This window comes from Priestia sp. TGN 0903, assembly GCF_050846855.1.
In the GTDB taxonomy this organism is placed as follows: Bacteria; Bacillota; Bacilli; order Bacillales; family Bacillaceae_H; genus Priestia; species Priestia zanthoxyli.
Window position 1 is genome coordinate 222,979 of sequence record NZ_JBOZGL010000004.1, and the last position, 19,604, is coordinate 242,582.

16 protein-coding genes are annotated in these 19,604 nt (G+C 37.6%); 7 read left to right on the forward strand and 9 right to left on the reverse strand.

Features of this window, described 5'->3' with window-relative positions:
• Nucleotides 1-385: 385 nt before the first annotated feature.
• Complete coding sequence (locus ACRPLY_RS15640) at nt 386-703, forward strand: iron-sulfur cluster biosynthesis family protein (RefSeq protein WP_013055888.1); 318 nt, start codon at nt 386-388, stop codon at nt 701-703.
• A gap of 43 nt (nt 704-746) precedes the next feature.
• Here the strand turns inward: ACRPLY_RS15640 and ACRPLY_RS15645 are convergent, their stop codons facing one another.
• The 4 genes from ACRPLY_RS15645 to nagE all read right to left on the reverse strand — a co-directional run bounded on the left by ACRPLY_RS15645 (nt 747) and on the right by nagE (nt 4,495).
• Nucleotides 747-1,064, reverse strand: a complete 318-nt coding sequence (locus ACRPLY_RS15645) for a hypothetical protein (RefSeq protein WP_140450283.1) — start codon at nt 1,062-1,064, stop codon at nt 747-749.
• A 79-nt stretch (nt 1,065-1,143) separates the two neighbouring features.
• Nucleotides 1,144-1,518: a VOC family protein gene (locus ACRPLY_RS15650; protein WP_226555877.1), complete on the reverse strand. Its 375-nt coding sequence runs from the start codon at nt 1,516-1,518 to the stop codon at nt 1,144-1,146.
• A 131-nt stretch (nt 1,519-1,649) separates the two neighbouring features.
• The gene (locus tag ACRPLY_RS15655) at nt 1,650-2,369 is read right to left on the reverse strand and encodes a DUF554 domain-containing protein (protein ID WP_033579488.1); all 720 of its coding nucleotides are present in this window, start codon (nt 2,367-2,369) and stop codon (nt 1,650-1,652) included.
• 248 nt (nt 2,370-2,617) lie between these two features.
• Nucleotides 2,618-4,495, reverse strand: a complete 1,878-nt coding sequence (gene nagE / locus ACRPLY_RS15660) for an N-acetylglucosamine-specific PTS transporter subunit IIBC (protein ID WP_115653303.1) — start codon at nt 4,493-4,495, stop codon at nt 2,618-2,620.
• 327 nt (nt 4,496-4,822) lie between these two features.
• Here nagE and nagA point away from each other — a divergent pair, with 327 nt between their 5' ends.
• From nagA to ACRPLY_RS15680, 4 genes are read left to right on the forward strand one after another with little or no spacing between them, the layout of a single operon-like run.
• Nucleotides 4,823-6,007, forward strand: a complete 1,185-nt coding sequence (nagA, locus tag ACRPLY_RS15665) for an N-acetylglucosamine-6-phosphate deacetylase (protein WP_182420777.1) — start codon at nt 4,823-4,825, stop codon at nt 6,005-6,007.
• 2 nt (nt 6,008-6,009) lie between these two features.
• Nucleotides 6,010-6,747, forward strand: coding sequence for a glucosamine-6-phosphate deaminase (gene nagB / locus ACRPLY_RS15670; protein WP_432231948.1), 738 nt, complete (start codon nt 6,010-6,012; stop codon nt 6,745-6,747).
• A 57-nt stretch (nt 6,748-6,804) separates the two neighbouring features.
• Complete coding sequence (locus ACRPLY_RS15675) at nt 6,805-7,530, forward strand: GntR family transcriptional regulator (RefSeq protein WP_028414225.1); 726 nt, start codon at nt 6,805-6,807, stop codon at nt 7,528-7,530.
• Nucleotides 7,531-7,545: 15 nt separating this feature from the next.
• On the forward strand, nt 7,546-8,271 hold the full coding sequence (locus tag ACRPLY_RS15680; RefSeq protein WP_099330728.1) for an SIS domain-containing protein: 726 nt from the start codon (nt 7,546-7,548) through the stop codon (nt 8,269-8,271).
• Nucleotides 8,272-9,473: 1,202 nt separating this feature from the next.
• On the opposite strand, the gene ACRPLY_RS15685 is transcribed toward ACRPLY_RS15680, so the two are convergent.
• The 4 genes from ACRPLY_RS15685 to ACRPLY_RS15700 all read right to left on the reverse strand — a co-directional run bounded on the left by ACRPLY_RS15685 (nt 9,474) and on the right by ACRPLY_RS15700 (nt 14,001).
• Entirely contained in the window at nt 9,474-11,852 is a 2,379-nt protein-coding gene (locus tag ACRPLY_RS15685; RefSeq protein WP_432231949.1) for a hypothetical protein, read from the reverse strand.
• Nucleotides 11,853-12,605: 753 nt separating this feature from the next.
• Entirely contained in the window at nt 12,606-13,067 is a 462-nt protein-coding gene (locus ACRPLY_RS15690; protein ID WP_432231950.1) for an N-acetyltransferase family protein, read from the reverse strand.
• A 1-nt stretch (nt 13,068) separates the two neighbouring features.
• Nucleotides 13,069-13,347 (reverse strand): YesK family protein, encoded by a 279-nt coding sequence (locus ACRPLY_RS15695; protein ID WP_208732602.1) that lies wholly within the window; start codon nt 13,345-13,347, stop codon nt 13,069-13,071.
• Nucleotides 13,348-13,491: 144 nt separating this feature from the next.
• Nucleotides 13,492-14,001, reverse strand: coding sequence for an SUKH-4 family immunity protein (locus ACRPLY_RS15700; RefSeq protein WP_223546654.1), 510 nt, complete (start codon nt 13,999-14,001; stop codon nt 13,492-13,494).
• Nucleotides 14,002-14,455: 454 nt separating this feature from the next.
• Between ACRPLY_RS15700 and ACRPLY_RS15705 the strand changes: the two genes are divergently transcribed.
• The gene (locus tag ACRPLY_RS15705) at nt 14,456-17,647 is read left to right on the forward strand and encodes an Ig-like domain-containing protein (protein ID WP_432231951.1); all 3,192 of its coding nucleotides are present in this window, start codon (nt 14,456-14,458) and stop codon (nt 17,645-17,647) included.
• A gap of 42 nt (nt 17,648-17,689) precedes the next feature.
• On the opposite strand, the gene corA is transcribed toward ACRPLY_RS15705, so the two are convergent.
• A complete protein-coding gene (gene corA / locus ACRPLY_RS15710) occupies nt 17,690-18,661 on the reverse strand; it encodes a magnesium/cobalt transporter CorA (RefSeq protein ID WP_013055874.1) in 972 nt (323 codons plus the stop codon).
• A gap of 559 nt (nt 18,662-19,220) precedes the next feature.
• Here corA and ACRPLY_RS15715 point away from each other — a divergent pair.
• Entirely contained in the window at nt 19,221-19,592 is a 372-nt protein-coding gene (locus ACRPLY_RS15715) for a PilZ domain-containing protein (RefSeq protein WP_028407825.1), read from the forward strand.
• Nucleotides 19,593-19,604 lie beyond the last annotated feature (12 nt).

The window sequence follows — 19,604 nt, forward strand, 5'->3', positions numbered from 1 at the left end:
GTGTGCAAAGTACTCTACTTAAGTACCCAATATATTGAAAATAAAACCAATTATTCAAAACTATCTCAATAACTATTAAAATAGGTAAATGACTTATCTTCTTATATTTTTACAATATATTCCTATCATTAAGCATTTACACCTAAGAATTACAAAGCACAGTTTTTCTATAGCTGATTTCTTTTTTCTATAATCACATACAGGTGATATCTATGTATGTCTTTATGAAAACATGATAAAAACATCAGCGTTTTGTTCCGTTTTGAAAGGGAAATAATAATAGTAAGAAAGCTTTTTTCTTGCCGATGATGTAAACATCGCATACAGTATTCGTAAATACATTTTACACAATTTAATTTGAGGATAGAAAAAGGAGGATACAATCATGAATATACGCGTCACTCCTTCTGCAAAAGAAGCGTTGCAGAATGTGGAACAAAATCAAATGATTCAGCTTTCTTTTGATCGAGGAAGCTGCGATATTGTTAATACAATTTATGAAATGAAGATCATCTCAAAGCGCAGCCTTCAACCCTATGAAAAAGTTGTAACGGTTGAAGACTTAGAATTTATTGTTGACGATGACATGGAAGAAGTGTACGACAATGAGCTGGTGATCGATCATGCAGCAGGTGCTTTTGTCTTCAAAAATCACAACCAAATTTTTAATAATCGCGTAGGACTACGCTATATCAATTCATAGAAAAAAGCAGGGAGCTCCCTGCTTTTTTTCTTGCATATGTCTTTTATCGATTGACCTTCAATCGTTCTTGGATAAATAACAACACGTTCACAAGGCTATTTTCTTCATATACATTCACTTGCTGACGCTTAAATTCCCCTTGTTCGTGGTAGTAAATAATATCTCCCGTTCCTTTGTCTTCATTCATATGTAAATGAAAACTAAGCGGCGTTGCCAAAATAGATCCGTCTTCATCTCGCTGAAGAATTTGACAGAGCGTTTGATTCCCTTGTTTTTCAGATAAAAAGTCATAGCCAAATTGACGTGCTAACTTCTCCACTTGTGCAGCAATAATAGCTGTAATCTGTTGATTGTCTTTCATAAGCAGTATTTCTCCTTACTTCATCTCGTTAGGGTTTTCTTATTAGTATACTATACCTTAAACTTCTGGCGCTAACGACTTAACCTGTACAAATCATGACCACATGTCCATCCGGATCTTTTATAGTAAAAAACGAAAAATCCTCAAAAGAAGTAATCGGAGAATCAATCGTATAGTGCAGCTCTTTCACAAATTCATACGCTTCTTTAATATCTTCCGTATGGAAATTAAAAATTGGATGGAGACTAACCGCTATTTGTTTTTCTGTTCCTTCAGGACCCGCGTCTAGGGTTAACCCTGTTTCTCCATCAATTTTAAGATTATGAACGGGGTTCCTCACCTCGCTCATCTTGTATTCTTGATTCAATAACTCGCTGTACCATTTTACTGAAGACTTTAAATTGGATACGTGGATAAATACCGTATTCATTTTGTTGAAAACAGGACTCGGCATTTTTACCCTCCTTTTTGTTTTTCTGTTCATTCTATACCATTATCCACGTATCACTTTATACCTGCTACTCCCTTAACTTTTGCTCATATAGATACAAAAAAGCTTGCGAATGCTATCCACAAGCTTTTTCTTCATAAAAAATATGTATGCTGTACAACTACAATCACAACCGCAATTAAAATCGAAGGCAGTAAATTCGCAACTTTAATTTTAATAATTTCTAATAGATTAATTCCAATTGCTAAAATTAACACGCCGCCTACTCCTGTGACTTCGGCAATGATACTATTCATTAAATCTTGCGGCACAACCGCATTAATTTGCGTGGCAAATAGCGCAATGATGCCTTCGTACAGAAACACCGGCACCGCTGAGAAAATGACGCCTATTCCAAGCGTAGTCGTTAATAATAATGAGATAAATCCATCCATCACCGCTTTTGTAAACAATACGCTGTGATCACCGCGTATTCCGCTGTCTAATGCCCCGACAATCGCCATCGCTCCAATAACAAAGATCAACGTTCCTGTCACAAAGCCCTGTGACATACTAAATGTTTGCTTGTCGTTTTGCTGAGATTGAAATTTTCGTTCAATCATATTGCCTAAAAGGTTTAGCTTTTCATCTAAATCAATGAACTCACCAATAACCGCTCCAATGGCTAAGCTCAAAATTACAATTAAAAACTGATGACTTTTAAAGCCCATTTGCAAACCAAGGGTGATAACGGATAACCCCATCACTTGCATCACCGTCACGCTTACTTTCTCAGGAATGCGGTGAGCAAGCTTGCCCATTAATGTTCCTACAACAATCGCTAATCCATTTACCAAGGCTCCTATAATAAACATGCTGTCACCTTTACTGCGAATAATGCCGTTTCTTTTTTCATTTGTTCTACTTCCTCTCCGCTCCACACTAGCTGTATCAAACACACTAAATTTTAACACAAAATTCTCTCAATTATGAAGAAAAGAAAAAAGAGATTGAAACGTAACTAAATAGATTAAATCTACGTTCACCATCACAATAAAAAGATCCGAACGCTTCATCGTTCGGATCTTCTTTTAACTAGAACAGGTTTGTTCCAGCCTTTTTATTAAAATGTAATAACGTCTTTTGTACCTTGCTTTTGGTAGCCTGTTTTTAACAGCTTCACTTCTTTATCCGCTGGCAAGTTGGTAAATACAACCGGTGTCACAATAGACGGTGCATGCTTTTTAACATACTCTAAATCCACCTGTAAAAGCGGTGTTCCTTGTTGAACGCTGTCACCTTCTTGAACAAGCGCTTCGAATCCTTCTCCTTTTAAATTCACGGTATCTAATCCAACGTGAATCAGGATTTCAATTCCTTCTGCTGTTTTTAAGCCAATCGCATGTTTTGTTGGGAACACGGTCATGACTTCACCGTTAATCGGTGATACGAGCGTTCCTTCAATCGGTTCAATCGCAAAGCCGTCGCCCATCATCTTTTGTGAAAACACTTGATCTTCCACTTCACTAAGCGGCTTTACAACGCCTTCAAACGGTAACACAAACTCTGTGTGTGCATCTGTTTGAACAGCCTGTTGTTCAACAGGTGCAGCGGTTGACGCTGTACCGTATTTAACTAATTGATTCATTGCGTCTGCAACAAACTCTACTTCTGTTCCGACAATGACTTGAACATTTGTTTTGCTGAGCTTCATGATTCCTCTCGCTCCGTGACGCTTTAAGGCAGATTCGTTAATGTTGCCGGCATCAGCTACTTGTAAGCGAAGACGAGTCGCACAGTTATCAATTACGGTTAAGTTTTCTTTTCCGCCTAAATCTTCAATAAAATAAGACGCCATATCCACATATTTATCGCCTGTTGCCACAACCGTTTCGTTTGATGTGTCTACTTCTTCATCATCTTCACGTCCCGGTGTTTTTAAATTTAATGCTTTGATCAGCGTATAGAAAATGACAAAGTAAATGACTGCATATACAATTCCAATTCCCGCTAACAGCAGCGGTTTTTGTGAAATTCCATAGTTTAAGAAGAAATCAATGGCCCCTGCTGAAAATCCAAATCCAGCGTGAATACCAAGTGCAACGGCTAAAGCCATCGAAATTCCTGTTAAAACGGCATGAATAACGTATAATAGCGGTGCTACGAACATAAATAAAAATTCAATTGGTTCCGTAATTCCTGTTAAAAAAGATGTAACAGCAAGTCCAATTAACATACCGCTGACTTGTTTACGCTTTTCTTTTTTAGCTGCTGCGATCATCGCAAGCGCAGCTGCCGGTAAACCAAACATCATAACCGGGAAGAATCCAGACATGAATGTTCCTGCCGTTGGATCTCCTTTAAAGAAGCGATTCAAATCTCCAGTTACGCCGTGATAGTCTCCGAACACAAACCATACTAAGCTGTTTAACACGTGATGCAGTCCAATTGGAATTAGTAGACGGTTTAAAAATCCGTATATACCTGCACCAAGCGCTCCTGCTCCTGTAATCCACGTTCCTAAGTTGTTAATTTGATCTTGAATCGGCGGCCAAATAACACCAAAGATTCCTGCGAGCGCAAGCATAACAACTGAAGTAATAATCGGTACAAACCGCTTTCCTGCAAAGAAGCCGAGCCACTCTGGGAGCTTAATCGCTGAGAAACGATTGTATAGTAAACCAGCCGTTACCCCTGAGACAATCCCTCCGAGTACACCCATGTTAATATCTTTATCAATAGCTACAGTCCCTTTTGTTAAAACAAAATAACCAACTACTCCGGCAAGTGCTGCTGCGCCGCTTCCATCTTTTGAAAGCCCTACAGCAATTCCGAGTGCAAACAGTAGTGCTAAATTCGCAAAAATCGCATCTCCGGCTTGAGCCATAAATGGAATATCTAATAAGTCCTTTTGACCCAAACGAAGAAGCAATGCCGCAGCAGGTAATACTGCGATTGGCAGCATAAGCGATTTACCAATACGTTGTAAAAAATTCAGCATGTTTCTATCCCCTTTGTATAACGTATTTAATCCGATGTTACGAGCAAGGATTTTCGTAACAATATTTATCGGATGACAAGTTACCGCATTCACCCCGGCCTATGATTACATCATCAGCTGAAATAAAGGCGGTTTTACTGCATGGACTCATACTAGCACACAAAATATATAGTTGTCTATACCAATTTTCTTTTTAAAAACCTTTCTATATCAACGTTAAAAGCCCTTACAAAACTTTCTAATTCACAAAAAAGAGTTAACTGGTCTAGACAACTATTCCAAAAAGCGTTACACTTAAATCAATACAACGAGCAAAGGAGTGTATGTATGGATACACATTCATCCATCATTATTTATAATGTAACCGTTTATAGTGAAAATCAGACATTAAAAAACGGGTATATTAAACTAACGAACAAGAAAATTACTGAAATCGGAGAGATCCATCAATACGTACGTCAAACGAAAGACCATGTAATTGAACTTTCTCCTTCCTATAAAGTTATTCCTGGTGCCATTGACGTGCATATTCATGGCGTTAACAATGCGGACGCTATGGACGGTACGGCAGAAGCATTAAAAACAATGGCGCGCACGCTGCCAAAAGAAGGTACAACAAGCTTTTTAGCAACTACTATGACGCAGTCGAATGAAGCGGTTGAAAAAGCACTTCGCAACGCGGGCGCTTATATCGAAGAGCAAACAAGCACCGATGCTGAAGTAGTTGGTATTCACTTAGAAGGTCCGTTTATTTCACCGAAACGTGCGGGCGCGCAGCCTCCTACTCACATTCAAGATCCGAATGTGGCACTATTTCAAGAGTGGCAAAAAGCAGCCGGAGGACATATTAAACTTGTTACATTAGCTCCGGAGCAGCCAAACGGCTTAGCGCTTACTTCTTATTTAAAAGAAACAAACGTCGTCGCTTCTATCGGCCACTCCGACAGCACATATGATCAAGTCCGTGAAGCTATTGAAGCAGGAGCTTCTCATATTACGCACTTATATAACGGCATGCGCGGTCTTCACCATAGAGAGCCCGGCGTATTGGGCGCCGCTTATTTGAGAAATGAATTATTTGTAGAGCTGATTACAGACGGCATCCACTGCCGACCTGAAATGGTCAAGCTTGCGTACGATCAAATCACAAGTGAACGCATGATTCTTATCACGGATTCTCTTCGTGCCAAATGGCTAAAAAACGGTACGTATGATTTAGGAGGACAGCCTGTTCACGTAAACGACACAACGGCTACCCTTGCAGATGGAACATTAGCGGGAAGCATCTTAAAGATGAACGATGCAATTAAAAACACGATGAGCTTTACGAACTGCTCATTAGAAGACATCGTAAAAATGACTGCTGAAAACCCAGCAAAACAGCTTAATCTGTTCGATACAAAAGGAAGCCTCAAAATTGGAAAAGATGCGGATATCGTGGTGTTAAATGAAAACCTAGATGTTGAAATGACATTTTGCCGAGGCACATTGAGCTTTCAAAAGGAGGACTAACAATGAATATCATCCAAGTGAAAAACTACAGTGAAATGAGTGCAAAAGCAGCTGATATGCTGATTAGCAAACTTCATGAAAAGCCAAATATGAATCTGGGACTTGCAACGGGAGGCACGCCGAAAGGATTATATGATCGTTTAATTCAAGATCATAAAGAGCACGGCACGTCTTACAAACACGTGACTTCCTTTAACTTAGATGAATATGTCGGAATGAAGCCGCAAGATCCAAACAGCTACCACTACTATATGGCAGATGCGTTATTTAATCACATTGATATTGACGTAAGCAACACACACGTTCCTAACGGCCTAGCTGATACGCCTGAAGAAGAATGCCGCCGCTACGATGAGATGATTCAAAATCACGGAGGCATTGACCTTCAGATTCTTGGAATCGGCCAAAACGGACATATTGGCTTTAACGAACCTGGTACGTCATTCAACTCTCCTACTCATATTGTGACGTTAGAAGAGTCAACGCGAAAAGCCAACGCGCGCTACTTTCATTCTCTTGACGAAGTGCCTACTCAGGCTATTACAATGGGAATTGAGTCGATTATGAAAAGCAAAGAAATTTTACTGCTTATCTCCGGGGAAGCCAAAGCAGAAGCGATGTATCAGCTGCTTAACGGAGAAATCACAGAAGACTTCCCTGCTTCTATTTTAAAGAAGCATCACTGTGTTACAATTATTGCGGACCAAGAAGCTTTAGCTAAAGTATCGACTACGGTTTAATTTATAGCCTCCTCGTCTTTTTTAGATGAGGAGGTTTACATAAAGGAGAGAACTTAAGTGATTGATAAAAGCTCACCTCTTCCGATTTATTATCAAATTGAAGAACAGTTGAAAAAACAAATTGAAAACGGAGAGTTAAAACCAAATGATTCGCTTCCTTCTGAACGAGAGTTTGCAGAACGATTTGAAATCAGCAGAATGACCGTTCGCCAAGCGATTAACAATTTAGTAAACGACGGTTATTTATACCGTCAAAAAGGCCGCGGCACCTTTGTATCTGAAAAAAAACTGGAGCAGCAGCTCGTTGGATTAACGAGTTTTACAGAAGATATGAAAGCGCGCGGAATGGTGCCAAGCAGTAAATTGCTGAGTTTTGAAATCATTGCGGCTTCAGAAAAAATTGCCGAACAGCTGCACATTTCTCTTCATGCACCTGTTTATGAAATCAAGCGTATTCGTTTAGCTGACGACGTGCCAATGGCGCTCGAAAGCGTATATGTATCCGCTAACTTAGTCAAAGGGTTAACAGAATCCATTGTTAACGACTCTCTTTACCGCTATATAGAAGAAGAGTTGGGCCTGAAAATTGGCGAAGCCAATCAAACGTTAGAATCCATTTTAGCTTCTGAAACCGAAGTGAAGCATCTTGGAATCAACTCATATTCACCCGTTCTACTGATTCAACGAAATACGTATTTGCAAGACGGCACGCCGCTTGAAGTGGTAAAGTCTTCGTACCGAGCAGACCGCTATAAGTTTACGATTAACATGACACGATCTTAACTAAGGAGTTTTTTTATGTCTAGTTTATATCTACAGGAACTAACAAAACTGCTTGCTAAAGTGGAGGCGCATGAACAGCAGGCAATAGAATCCGCAGCCGAGAAAATCTCACAGCAATTAGCTTCTCATCACCTCATTCATTTATTTGGGTGCGGTCATTCTCATATTTTAACGGAAGAAGTGTTTTACCGTTCTGGAGGGCTTGCGCCGATTCATCCTATTTTTGTAGAAGAACTGATGCTTCATAAAGGAGCTTCGCGCTCTTCACAGCTAGAGCGTAAAAACGACTATGCCTCCACCTTTATGGAAAAAGAAGATATCGTACCAGGCGATATCATGATTGTCATTTCTACGTCGGGCGTAAATCCCGTTCCAATTGATGTAGCTTTGATTGCAAAAGAAAAAGGCGCCTTTGTTATCGGGCTTACCTCTCCTTCTTATGCCACGAGCCGGGCTTCGCGACATAAAAGCGGAAAATACCTACATGATGTCGTGGATCTTGTTATTAATAATCATATTCCAAAAGGAGACGTTCTTCTTCATCAGCAAGACATTTCCTTCGCTTCTGGTTCTACTGTAATTGGAGGCGCTATCCTAAATGATGTCCTATCTAAAGCCATACAAAAACTGCTCAGCCGCGGCATCACCCCTCCTGTCTTTTTAAGCGGAAACATGGAAGGTTCAGATGAACATAACCAGCGGTTGATTGATGCTTACAAAGGAAGAATTACTGCCCTATAACAGCCTCTGCGGCTGTTTTTTTTGCACAAAAAAAAGATGCTTGAAAGCATCTCATCAAAGTCGGACTGTACGATTTGGACTAGATCTCCCCTTTATTAGTAGAAGTCTTGTTCACAGCACCATAACCTACTTATCCGACATAATTACTATGTTTAACATAAGTATACTCTTTTATACCTTAGGTGTCAAATAAGTTATAAGAAATTTCGTAGTGCATTCATTTGAAGATTTTTTTGCGGTAATGTTCTAGCTGGCTTTTAGCTTCTTTCATAATTATCGTATGTATGATTTCATCCGTAATGTTAAAATAATTTACCATACTTAACTTATAGATTTTACATATAAATTCCTGCCAAAGTTTTGTATAAGTTTTCTTGCCGCATCTCACAAAAAAGAACCTGCATCAAAACTGATGCAGGTTCTTCCCTTCATATCATGCTAATTATTTCATGTTCATTTGCCCTTGTGAGGCCCTTTCGCTACGTATATCGGTTCATAACGAGAGTGCCAATTCAGATCAGAATATCTGCTTTTCATGTGAGGTAATACGTTTGCTGAAGTTGCTGTTAAGTATTCCAAAACTAAATCAGTTCCTTCATGAAGCTAAGTATTTACCTTTCACAGTAGCTTTGTCTTATGGTATTTGTGTAGCAAACTTTGATTAAATAAGCGAAAATAGACCAATATAACAAAATACTACAAATGTAGCTTTTTCGTGAGAACGGGTAAATTCCTTTATTATAAAAATACAAAGCATGATATACTTTATACGTATTAATAGCAATAAAAAGATACCTAGCAATTTCTTAGATATTATTTTGTCAAATATGTGTTCAGCAGTCAATGTTTATTGAGTGCTGAACACATATTTGTTTACCCGTAAAAACTGTCTTGCTATATAATTTCCCACCCATACATAAACTTTAAGACATTATCAAATTTTGAAAGAGTTTTAAATATATAAGCATTTTGAATATGACGTAGTATGGTAGAGAAATGAGAAAAGGTGGAGGAAAATATTACACCGAAAAAGAAGTTAATAAAAGTTTATTAAAATAAAACGCCTCTTATTATTGCTACAAAATTACACTCAAATTTTTATCTTTATAATCTATTATTATATCAAGCCATAATTACCCACTTACAATCATCCTCTTGCTAGAGGCAAGCTTATAATTCACTAGAAACATCTATCTTATAGTTTAAAATGCCTGGACAATTAGATTCCTTACATAAATTGCTTCACCATCATTTAAATTTTTTACATCTACCTCAATTATATAAGACTTTAACCTAGGCAATTTGTTGATATATCCATTAGCAACTGTCTGAAAATAAGAGGTCCATTTCAATGGAACATTCGACAAAGGAACGATATCAGTTACATATTCTGTATTAGATATTATATTTTCGTAATATTTTTTAATTAAGGAACCATCCAAAACAAGATGTTCTTTCAATTGCCCGCCTCGTAATTTAATAGTAATCTTTCCAGACACACTCCCCGAAGCTTTAATATCTAGTGTAATAGGCATGACCCCACTAGCAATTGTTACGTTATAAGAAAACGTAACAGTAGGGATAAAATTATTATTGAGCTTTGTTATTTTAAAAGCTTTCTCAGTATTATCCCATTCTACTTTTACTGTGCTATTTGTCCACTGATCAGTTAGATTAGTTAGTGGAGCTGAAACTGGATACGGGCAAGAAACGGATGGAAGTCCTTTAATATTTTGAATATCTTCATATCGCCTATTAAACAATAAGTTATCATTTTTTTCCGATAAATTCATAAAGAAAGGTAGGGAATCTGTAAATCCACAAGCCTTTAGGGTATATTTTGCTCGTCCTTGTATCAATTCGCTCCTAGTAAACTTCAAATTGACGAATGTAACTTTACTAAAGTTTACCTGACAAGATCCAGAGGTGCTTTTAATCAAACTCTCTAAATCCGTTGTATCTCGATCTACCACATTCCCAGCATAAAATACTACTTTTGAAAAATTCAGCATATGAGATCCTTCCATGCTTATCCACCATTTAATATCTGGATTACTTTTATTATACTCATTATTTAAAGATGCTTTGTTATGAGCAGCTTCAATATGAGTTGTTTCAAAATTAGTAACTCCATTATGTCCAACTGTCAGAAAGGTTCCACCATACCAATAATCAATAGAGATATCCTTAAAGTTTAGAGAGCCTGCTTGTAATTTATTATAAATACAAGTTTCCCACGCCCCTCCAATCATACCTCCAATAAAAGTAATATTTTCACCATAATCATAGTTAATACGTCCAGAGCTATCTGGCTCAGTATTTAATACCCCAGCATCGTTAGGATGTAATACTTTTATGACAGTCTTACATAATCTGTGAGATAAATTTTCAATTCTTATCAAAAAAGCCGAGGAGCCAAATAAATAGAAATAAGGAATTAACCTGCCTGTAATATTTCTAAGTAAAACATTAGCTGAGTTGTGAGTATTATTTCCTTCAGAACTTAATTCTTTTGGTGTTTCGAATAAGAATAGCACTGTATTTTTAGATTTAACTGCTTCTTCAGATAGAGTTGTTTCAAAGTTAAAACCATCGAATACAGGGTGATTCCAGTTCATTTCATTAGAATTCACTTTGGTATTTTGAAAGTTAAAAATATAAGGAGCATTCATAGAAACGCTTTCTGTAACATCAAAGGTTACCGAACCATTAGCAACGAAGTAGACTTTAGTAGCATCAATAATTTTAGAACCACTATATCTATATTTTCCAGTAGGGAATTCGAACTTTACTTTATGTGTTTGAGCTTGAGCATAATCAATAGCTGCATTAATTGCGTCTGTCCAATCCCATTGCTCCCTAGGTAAAGTTTGATAACCTGGAACTAAGAAGGTATACGAATAAATATTAATCCCTTGATTTTCAAACTCATTCTTTAGTTTGTTTGTACTATCTATATTTTCAGGTTTAATAATGTATGAATTACTAGGTGTGTTATTGCTTATTTTATGGTTGCTTAAGAATTCCTCTCCTGCACTGGGACACACTATACCATCTTCATTTAGTCCCATATCTACAACTTCACTAGCTGGAGGAGTAGATTCAACAAAATTATTCGTTTCTTTTTTTTCAGAACATTTTTTTATTTCAACATTTTCGGTGAATGTTTCGAATTGATTGTAAAATTTACCTTTACACTTCTCAAAAGCAATATATCCTATACATTTTTCTTTAATATTCTCTAAATTAGGAATAAAAAAAATCCTTTGCTCATTATTCATAGGGAATTTCTCTACCTTACCATCTGGATACGCTATAATAAATTCGATAAGCATATCTCCTAAGCCAACAACATCACTAGCACTAATTTCAAAATGTGCTATATATTCATTTAATATCGTGGCTTGTTTCTCTATGCCCACACTCTTATTGCTAATCATTTTAACATGAACAGTAGATTCTCTTAAATGAAGAAGTTCTCCATTTTCTCTTCGAAATTTAAATCCTAAAGACGTAAAACCCTTGCGTTTAATTATCGAACCATCCAATACTTGTTCCACTGAATTTCCTGCCTGATACATATTAATTGCCTCCAAATTAATTTGATTTAATTTATATTATGCATTTAACAGAATCTTGTCCCATTATTTCGCCCTATAACCCCAAAAATTCACAAATCAATCTAATTTATAATCATTCTCCCAATTATGTAATAAATGATGCTCCACTTTAATTGTATCTTCAGGTGGAGATGAGAAGCGTAATACAGTTCTTTATACATAATAATCAACAAATGGAGCTTTTTCATGCTAAACTCCTAGAAATAAGGTTAATAAATTTATCTTTTTATTGCTTTATTTAGGTTTGCTTAATAAACTCTAAATGCTTTCTTCTACAATCTCTATCAATTAAAGAGTATTTCACTTCGTCAGAATAGTACAAGCTAAAGATACAGAAGAAAACCTATATAACTTAAGCTTTTCTTCTATATCTTACAAATAAGAACCTGCACCAAAACTGATGCAGGTTCTTATTTTCCAATCATACTCATTATTTCATGTTCATTTTCCCTGTGAGGCCCTCTCGCTACCTATATCTGTTCATAACTAGGGGACCAATCGTCAAATTAGAATATGCGCTTTTCGTGTGAAGTAATAAGTTTGCTGAAGTTGCTTCTAAGTACTCCAAACTAAACCAGTCCCTTCATTAAGCCAAGTATTTACCTTTCACAGCAGCACTGGGAAAATATTTACTGGATCTGTACTATTTGTACACCACGTCTCGATTTAGTGAAATAAAGAAATTTTCACTAAAGGAACATAACCATCAACAACCTAATATAAATGGAGCTTTAACCCTTCATGAGAAGCTGTGAACCCAAGCTTTTGATAAAAACGCAAAGCCTCTGACCGTTCCTTGTCGGTTGTTAATTGTACTAACTGACAATTACGTTCTTTGGCTCGTTCAATCGCCCATGTAATCAGCTGATAGCCAACCCCTTTTCCGCGCTGTGACGAAGCGGTTCGAACTCCTTCAATCGTGGCTCTCCACCCGCCTTGTCTTGCAATGTGGGGCGTAAAGGTTAGTTGTTGAACACCTATTACTTCACTATCTTTACATGCGACAATCAGTTCATTGTTTGGATCCGCATCAATTGCCTGAAATGCTTGGACATAACAGTCTGGAAGCGGTAATTCATAGCGCTCTCGTTTGCTTCCAAGCATATCATCAGCGAGCATTTCAACAATTTGATCTAAATCTTCCCGCACTGCTTCTCTAAAGGTTATCTCTCCCATTTTATACAGCACCTTTCCCTCGTCCATTTATGATATTAAAAAGAACACTGACGAACAAGCTCAGAACCGACGCCAAAAACAAAGCAGCCGCTAAAGCACCAAGACCCATTCCTTCAAAGCCGCTAACTCCAAATATGCTATATAGAAATAGAAATATGCTTATTAGCATGCTGCTAAGTGAAATTCCATACTGGACGGGGGAGTTCTTTCTATAGAAGAAATACGACGCACCAAAAAGCAGCACAAAGAAAGCACCCATTAATCCAAATAAAGAAATCATTTACACCCTCCTCCCTCTTCAAAAAAAGGAATTTATATCCATTATATACTATCATTTTTATTTATTCTATCTATATTAATAGCCCTGCAGCCACAACTAAATAGACATGACCAAAGCGGCCATGTCTATTTTTCTACTATATTATTAAAAAGAAAGTTCTTTGAACCAAAAAGAATAAGGGGCTAAGCAAGCTTCATCAATTTCATTCATACGTTTTTTGCATCGCTGCAGCACCTCAGCAGGAATGTGTCTCTCTAAGTATGCAGATTCTCCGTTAGCTTGAATCGTTTCTTCTACTAGCTCTTCAAACACATCTAAGCATGCTAAAAACTGCGGAAAAGTTGTATTAACAAAGCGCTCGCAGTCATCGTTGGACGTATCGAGCAGCACAACCGAACCGTTTTTTTGATGAAGACAAATTGGATCTCCAGCGCCTGTTGTTCCTAAAAACCAATAGTGCTGGTAGCGAGATGATAACTCAAATGTTTCGCATAGCGTTGTTAGCTTGCCTTTGGATGAAACGAACTCTAGAAATGGTGAAGCTTCTTTGGGCAATCCTTTTTCTGTTAGCAACTTCTTTGTCTCTTTATCAATATCAAGGGGTGCAAGCTGTTCGGCATCAAACTTCATTCGTTTTTCTTGTCGTTGCATCACATTTGACAACTTCTTTCACTCCTTTTCACCATTTGCTCTTTCTTTGCTTTTGTTTATTATAAAAGAAATCCAGCTCGTATTATATGCTACAAATGAACTTAATTAGACTGAAATTTTTTCCAATCTTTATTTATATAGCCCGATTTCCTCTTTATAAACACAGGTAAAAAGAAACCGCTCAGATTTTCTCCAACAGATTCTGCTTTTAAAAATAATTCTCATTCCCTTCTTTCCTTTTCAGCGTACTTTCGCCTCTGATAAACAGGCTCAATCTTTATTATTCCAATTTTTTCTACTTTTTGCAACCAGGACTTATCTCACCATTTCTTATACGAGATTAATAACTTGACAAAATACTAAAATAAGCAACAGTAATTATTTACAAGTTTTTAAACTTTATGGTTTAATAGGTATGTAATTCCTGTTTTTTACTATATTTTTTTGGAGGTTTAACATGAAAAAAGGGTCAATTTATCGTTTTATTGCTTTTGCTTTAATGTTCACCTTGTGTTTTAGCCAATTAGGCTTACTGAAAACACAAGCGGCAGGCAATCCTCCTGCTAATGAAAAAACATTAAGCATTGGTAAAGCAGCAAAAGGAACATTTACAGAACCAGAACAAACACATTGGTACAAAATTAATCCTTCTAAGCAAGAGGTAGCAAAGTTTTCACACTACAGAATTAAGCTTCAAAGTGATGATGAAGTAAATATCACGATTTACTCTAGTCTTGAAGATGCTAAAAACAACGTGGCATTTGACCGTTATATGGGATACTCTTACAAAGATGAGCCTGCTCAGCTAGATTTTCCAATCGCTTGGACAGGTCCTTATTATGTAAAGGTTGAATATTACGGAGATGAAGATATCATCATCGAAGACGATACAGAAGAAGATGGAAAAAAACCTTCTGAACCTCAACCGGAATTAAAAACAGAAGTTCCTTACACAATCAGCTATGAAGGCGCTTCACTTCCTCCTTCTCAAATGATGGAAGAAGAATGCCCTGCTGAATTAAGTACAAGCCAAAAAGAAAACGGAAAAGGTATTTTAAAAGATTTGCGTACAATTCGTGACGCTGTGCTTTCAAAAACAGCAAGCGGAAAGGACCTTTCTTCTCTTTACTACAAAGCCGCTCCGTTTATCAGCTCTAAAATGATTATCGATAAATCGATGCGCGAACAAGTATACAAAGATTTAGTTCAGCTAAAGGGTCTATTTACAGATGTGGCGAAAAACGGCGCATCAAGCACATATATGATCACAAGTGCTGATCAAAAAGCAATCAATGATTTATACAGCATCGCTTATAAATCTGTTCCGACTGCTTTAAAGAAAGATTTAGAAAAAGTAGCAGCGCAGACAAAATTAAAAGACGTAACGGACTTAAACGTATCGTCTGTATTAGTAAGAGCTAAATTAGTCAGCGCAAACAGCGTTTCAACAAAAGCTGAAACTCGCTATATTGTTAAATTAAAAGATGGTGCAAATGCTAAATCATTTAAAACAAAAGCACAGTCAAAATCAGCAAGCATTGAATCTATTAATCCATTGAAACAATCAGCCGCTTCTTTTGATAATATGTTTGTTATTCAATTAGATGACAGCAATGGAAAAAGCTTCAGCACGTCATCTGCTCAAGGTAAAATGACGGCAAAACAAATTCAAGCACTTCCTGAAACTGAATTTATCGAGCCGGTTCAAGAGTACCACGCTCTTTCGATGGATTCACAATATCCGTATCAATGGTCATTAAACAACACGGGTAAAAATGATGGCACTCAACATGCCGATATTCAATATGAATCGCTTGAAAAATTACTAAACGGTCAAAAATTAAAAGATACGGTTATTGCCGTTGCCGATACGGGCGTCGATTCATCACTAGCTGATTTAAAAGGCGTAGTGGATACAAAGACAGGCTATAACTACGTGGATCGTTCGTCAAATGCAACTGATGACAACGGACACGGAACTCACGTAGCTGGTATTATCGCAGCCTCTGCAAACAATAACTATTCAATGGCCGGCATTAATTCTCATGCAAAAATTTTACCGGTTAAAATTCTAGACGCATCTGGAAGCGGAGATACAGAACAAATTGCGTACGGTATTAAATACGCGGTTGATCACGGTGCAAAAGTTATTAACTTAAGCCTTGGCGGATCTTACAGCCGCGTGCTTGAATATTCATTAAAATATGCATACGACCATAACGTAACGGTTGTAGCAGCAAGCGGAAACGACGGTATGGAAGAGCTCTCGTACCCTGCTTCATCTGCCTATGCGATTTCAGTAGGCGCATCAAACCGTTTAGATATCGTATCTGACTACTCAAACTACGGAAAAGGATTAGATATTACAGCTCCAGGCTCTGATATTCCAAGTCTTGTTCCAGACGGAAACGTTACTTATTTAAGCGGAACATCAATGGCAACACCTCACGTGGCAGCCGTTGCGGGATTATTGCTATCACAAAACCCAGGCTTAAAGCCAAAAGACGTTGAAAAACGCCTAACGGATACAGCTAAAGATATTAAATTCGATGAAAAAGATGCTCCTGTATACGATGACGAAGAAAGTCCAGCAGAACCTCCTGCTCCAGGCTACGATTACGTATCAGGATGGGGACGTTTAAATGCGTACAGCGCGGTAAGTGCACAGCAGCTGCAAGCGCAGGTAAATACATTTGTCAGCACGCAAAAAACAGTAACAGGTAAAGCTCAAAGCGGTTCAACTGTTAAAGTAATGAATGGCTCAAAAACACTTGGCACAGCCAAAGCTGATGCAAAAAATACGTTCTCTATGAACATTCCAGCTCAAAAAGCCGATACTGTTTTGCAAGTGATTGTCACAAACGGAAAAGCAAGTACAAGCATTCGTGCAGTTGTTCAAAAAGCACCTGCCAAACCAGCGGTAAAAGCTGTGACGAATAAAGATGAGTATGTAACAGGAACGTCTAAAGCGAATTTTACTGTAAATGTTAAAAACAGCGCCAAAAAAGTGATTGCTTCAGCAAAAGCTGACGCAAAAGGCGCGTTCAAAGTAAAAATTCCAAAACAAAAAGAAAACACAGTCTTGTACATCACGGCTACAAATAGCCAAAAACAAGAAAGTGAAGAAGTAAAAGTAACGGTGCGTGACGTTATTGCTCCAAATGCACCTAAAGTAAATCCAGTCAGCGACGCGGATACAGCTATTAAAGGATCAACAGAAGCAAACGCGTCCGTTGTAGCGAAAGTAAACAATAAAGAAATTGGCAAAGCAAAAGCCAATGCAAAAGGTCAGTACAGCATTGCCATTAAAAAACAAAAAGCAGGTACAGCAATCAGCGTAACAGCAGCAGACGCAGCCAACAACACAAGTAAAGCTACGACTGTAAAAGTAAGCGATAAAACCCCCCCTGCTGCACCAAGCGTAAATGCTGTCACAACAAAAAGCACGGCTGTAACGGGTAAAACAGAAGCAAATGCTACCGTAACAGTAACAGTAAACAAAAAAAGCATTGGCTCTGCTGCTGCTAACAGCAAAGGACAATACTCAGTAAAAATTAAAAAACAAAAAGAAAAAACAGTTTTAAGCGTAACGGCAAAAGACAAAGCGAACAATACGAGTAAAGCAACAACAAAAACGGTGACAAAATAAAGAAAGAAAAAGGCACTTGGCTTATAGCCAAGTGCCTTTTTGTTATAACAGCTGTTTGTTTTTAAAGTATTTCCACATTCCCCACGTTAACACAATTAACATAACAATAATAACAGCAGTAGCCCAGTGGGAATTTTGATATGGAATCGGTACGTTCATTCCAAAAAATCCGGTTACGAACGTTAGCGGAAGCATAATCGTTGAAATTAACGTTAAGACATTCAGCTTTTCAGATGAAGTTGCATTGGTAATAGAATAATACGTATCAAGTGCACTGTTTACGAGGTCTCTAAATGTTTCAGCAGAGTCTACAATACGCTCCAAGTGGTCAAGCAGGTCAATGTAGAAAGGAACATTTTCTTCTCGTATGTCGAATTTCCACTTTCCATTAACCGTTAAGAAAATTCGGCGCTGAGGCAGAATAACGCGACGGATTAAGATAATCGTTCTTTTTAACGCCAAGAACTCTTCCGTCACTCCGCGGACTTCTTTGTTGTAGATTTCATCTTCTAATTCATCAATACGCATGTCAATTCGGTCTAAAATCGGAAAATATTCGTCCGTAATGCCATCAATCAAAGCATATAGCAAAAAGTCGGCGCCGCGGTTCATAAACTTTGGATAGCGTGAGCACACAGCATCCATTTTGCGAAGCCAGCCCATTTTATGTTTATGAATCGTCACTACGTAATTTGATCCGACAAAGGCATTTAACTCAAGCGTCGTAATCTCATCATCACTTTCTTCGTTATAGCGAAGGGCGTGAAAAACGAAAAATTTATAGTCTTCGTAATCATCCATTTTAGCGCGAGGACTGTCGTGTAAGCAGTCTTCAATCGCCAATGGGTGAAAATCGAATAATTTAGCAATTTGAGCAAGCTCTTGTCCGTGGACATCATACAGATCAATCCACAGCAAATTATCAGGATTGCGCAATTTCTCATGCACGTCTCCTAAATCAAGATTCGTTACCATTTCTTTTGTTTCATCATCATATAAGTATGTTTTAATCATTGATTTTTCACCTCACATCATTGAGGCATTAAGGAGTATTTTCCTTCGTTGAAATGAGAGGAACACATACACCTTTGTTGCCCCTATCTTGTTTTGCAGTAACCTTCATTGAAATGGGGTCATCAGTGCCCATTCATCTCACCTCCTAATTAGTTGAAGGAACGCTGACTTGTAATACAGCTACTTCACAAAGTTTAATTTTAACATACAATCCAACTCTAGCGTAGCGCTTTTTTCAAAACCTTTTCCTCGCTATTTAAAGTTTCAAACAAAACTTCCGATACTATAAAAGCAGTTATTATAATTCTTAAGAATGCCTTACTAATATACCCGCTATTTAATAATGCAACAGTACTTACAAACAGTATTCGCTACCCCAGACCTCTCGAATCCTCCCACGATTAGGTCTAGAATATCTACCATGGCCGGTCTGTGGCCATGGTAGATATTCTACATCGATAAACATTATATGGGTGATGGGGAAAAACGTGTAGGAATTTTTAGACTTTCATCGAATACTTACTTAACAAACTTAGATTACGAAAAGGACTGATGATACATGCATTTTAAACGTGAAGAACCGTTTCGCTTTTTATTTGAGACTCCCATTGTTGGAACGTTTTCCATTGCTAAATACGACAACAAAGAAATCGATTCTAAGCCAGGTCCTTTGTCTGTTATCGACCTTTCACCAAAAGGAATCAAAATAATTACGCCGCTTGATTTACCTATTTTCAACCATCAAATTCAGCTAAAAATCAGCTTTTATTTAAATGAAAAACCCATCCATATTACCGGACTTTGCGTGTGGAAAGAAAAACGGCACACCGAATACCTTTATGGCATTGAAGCATTTAACGATGTGGAAGAACAAGCAATTTTAATTACAGAGCTCAAAACCTACGCCAAGAAAAAGCAAGATAAGCAATAAAAATAGCGCTCA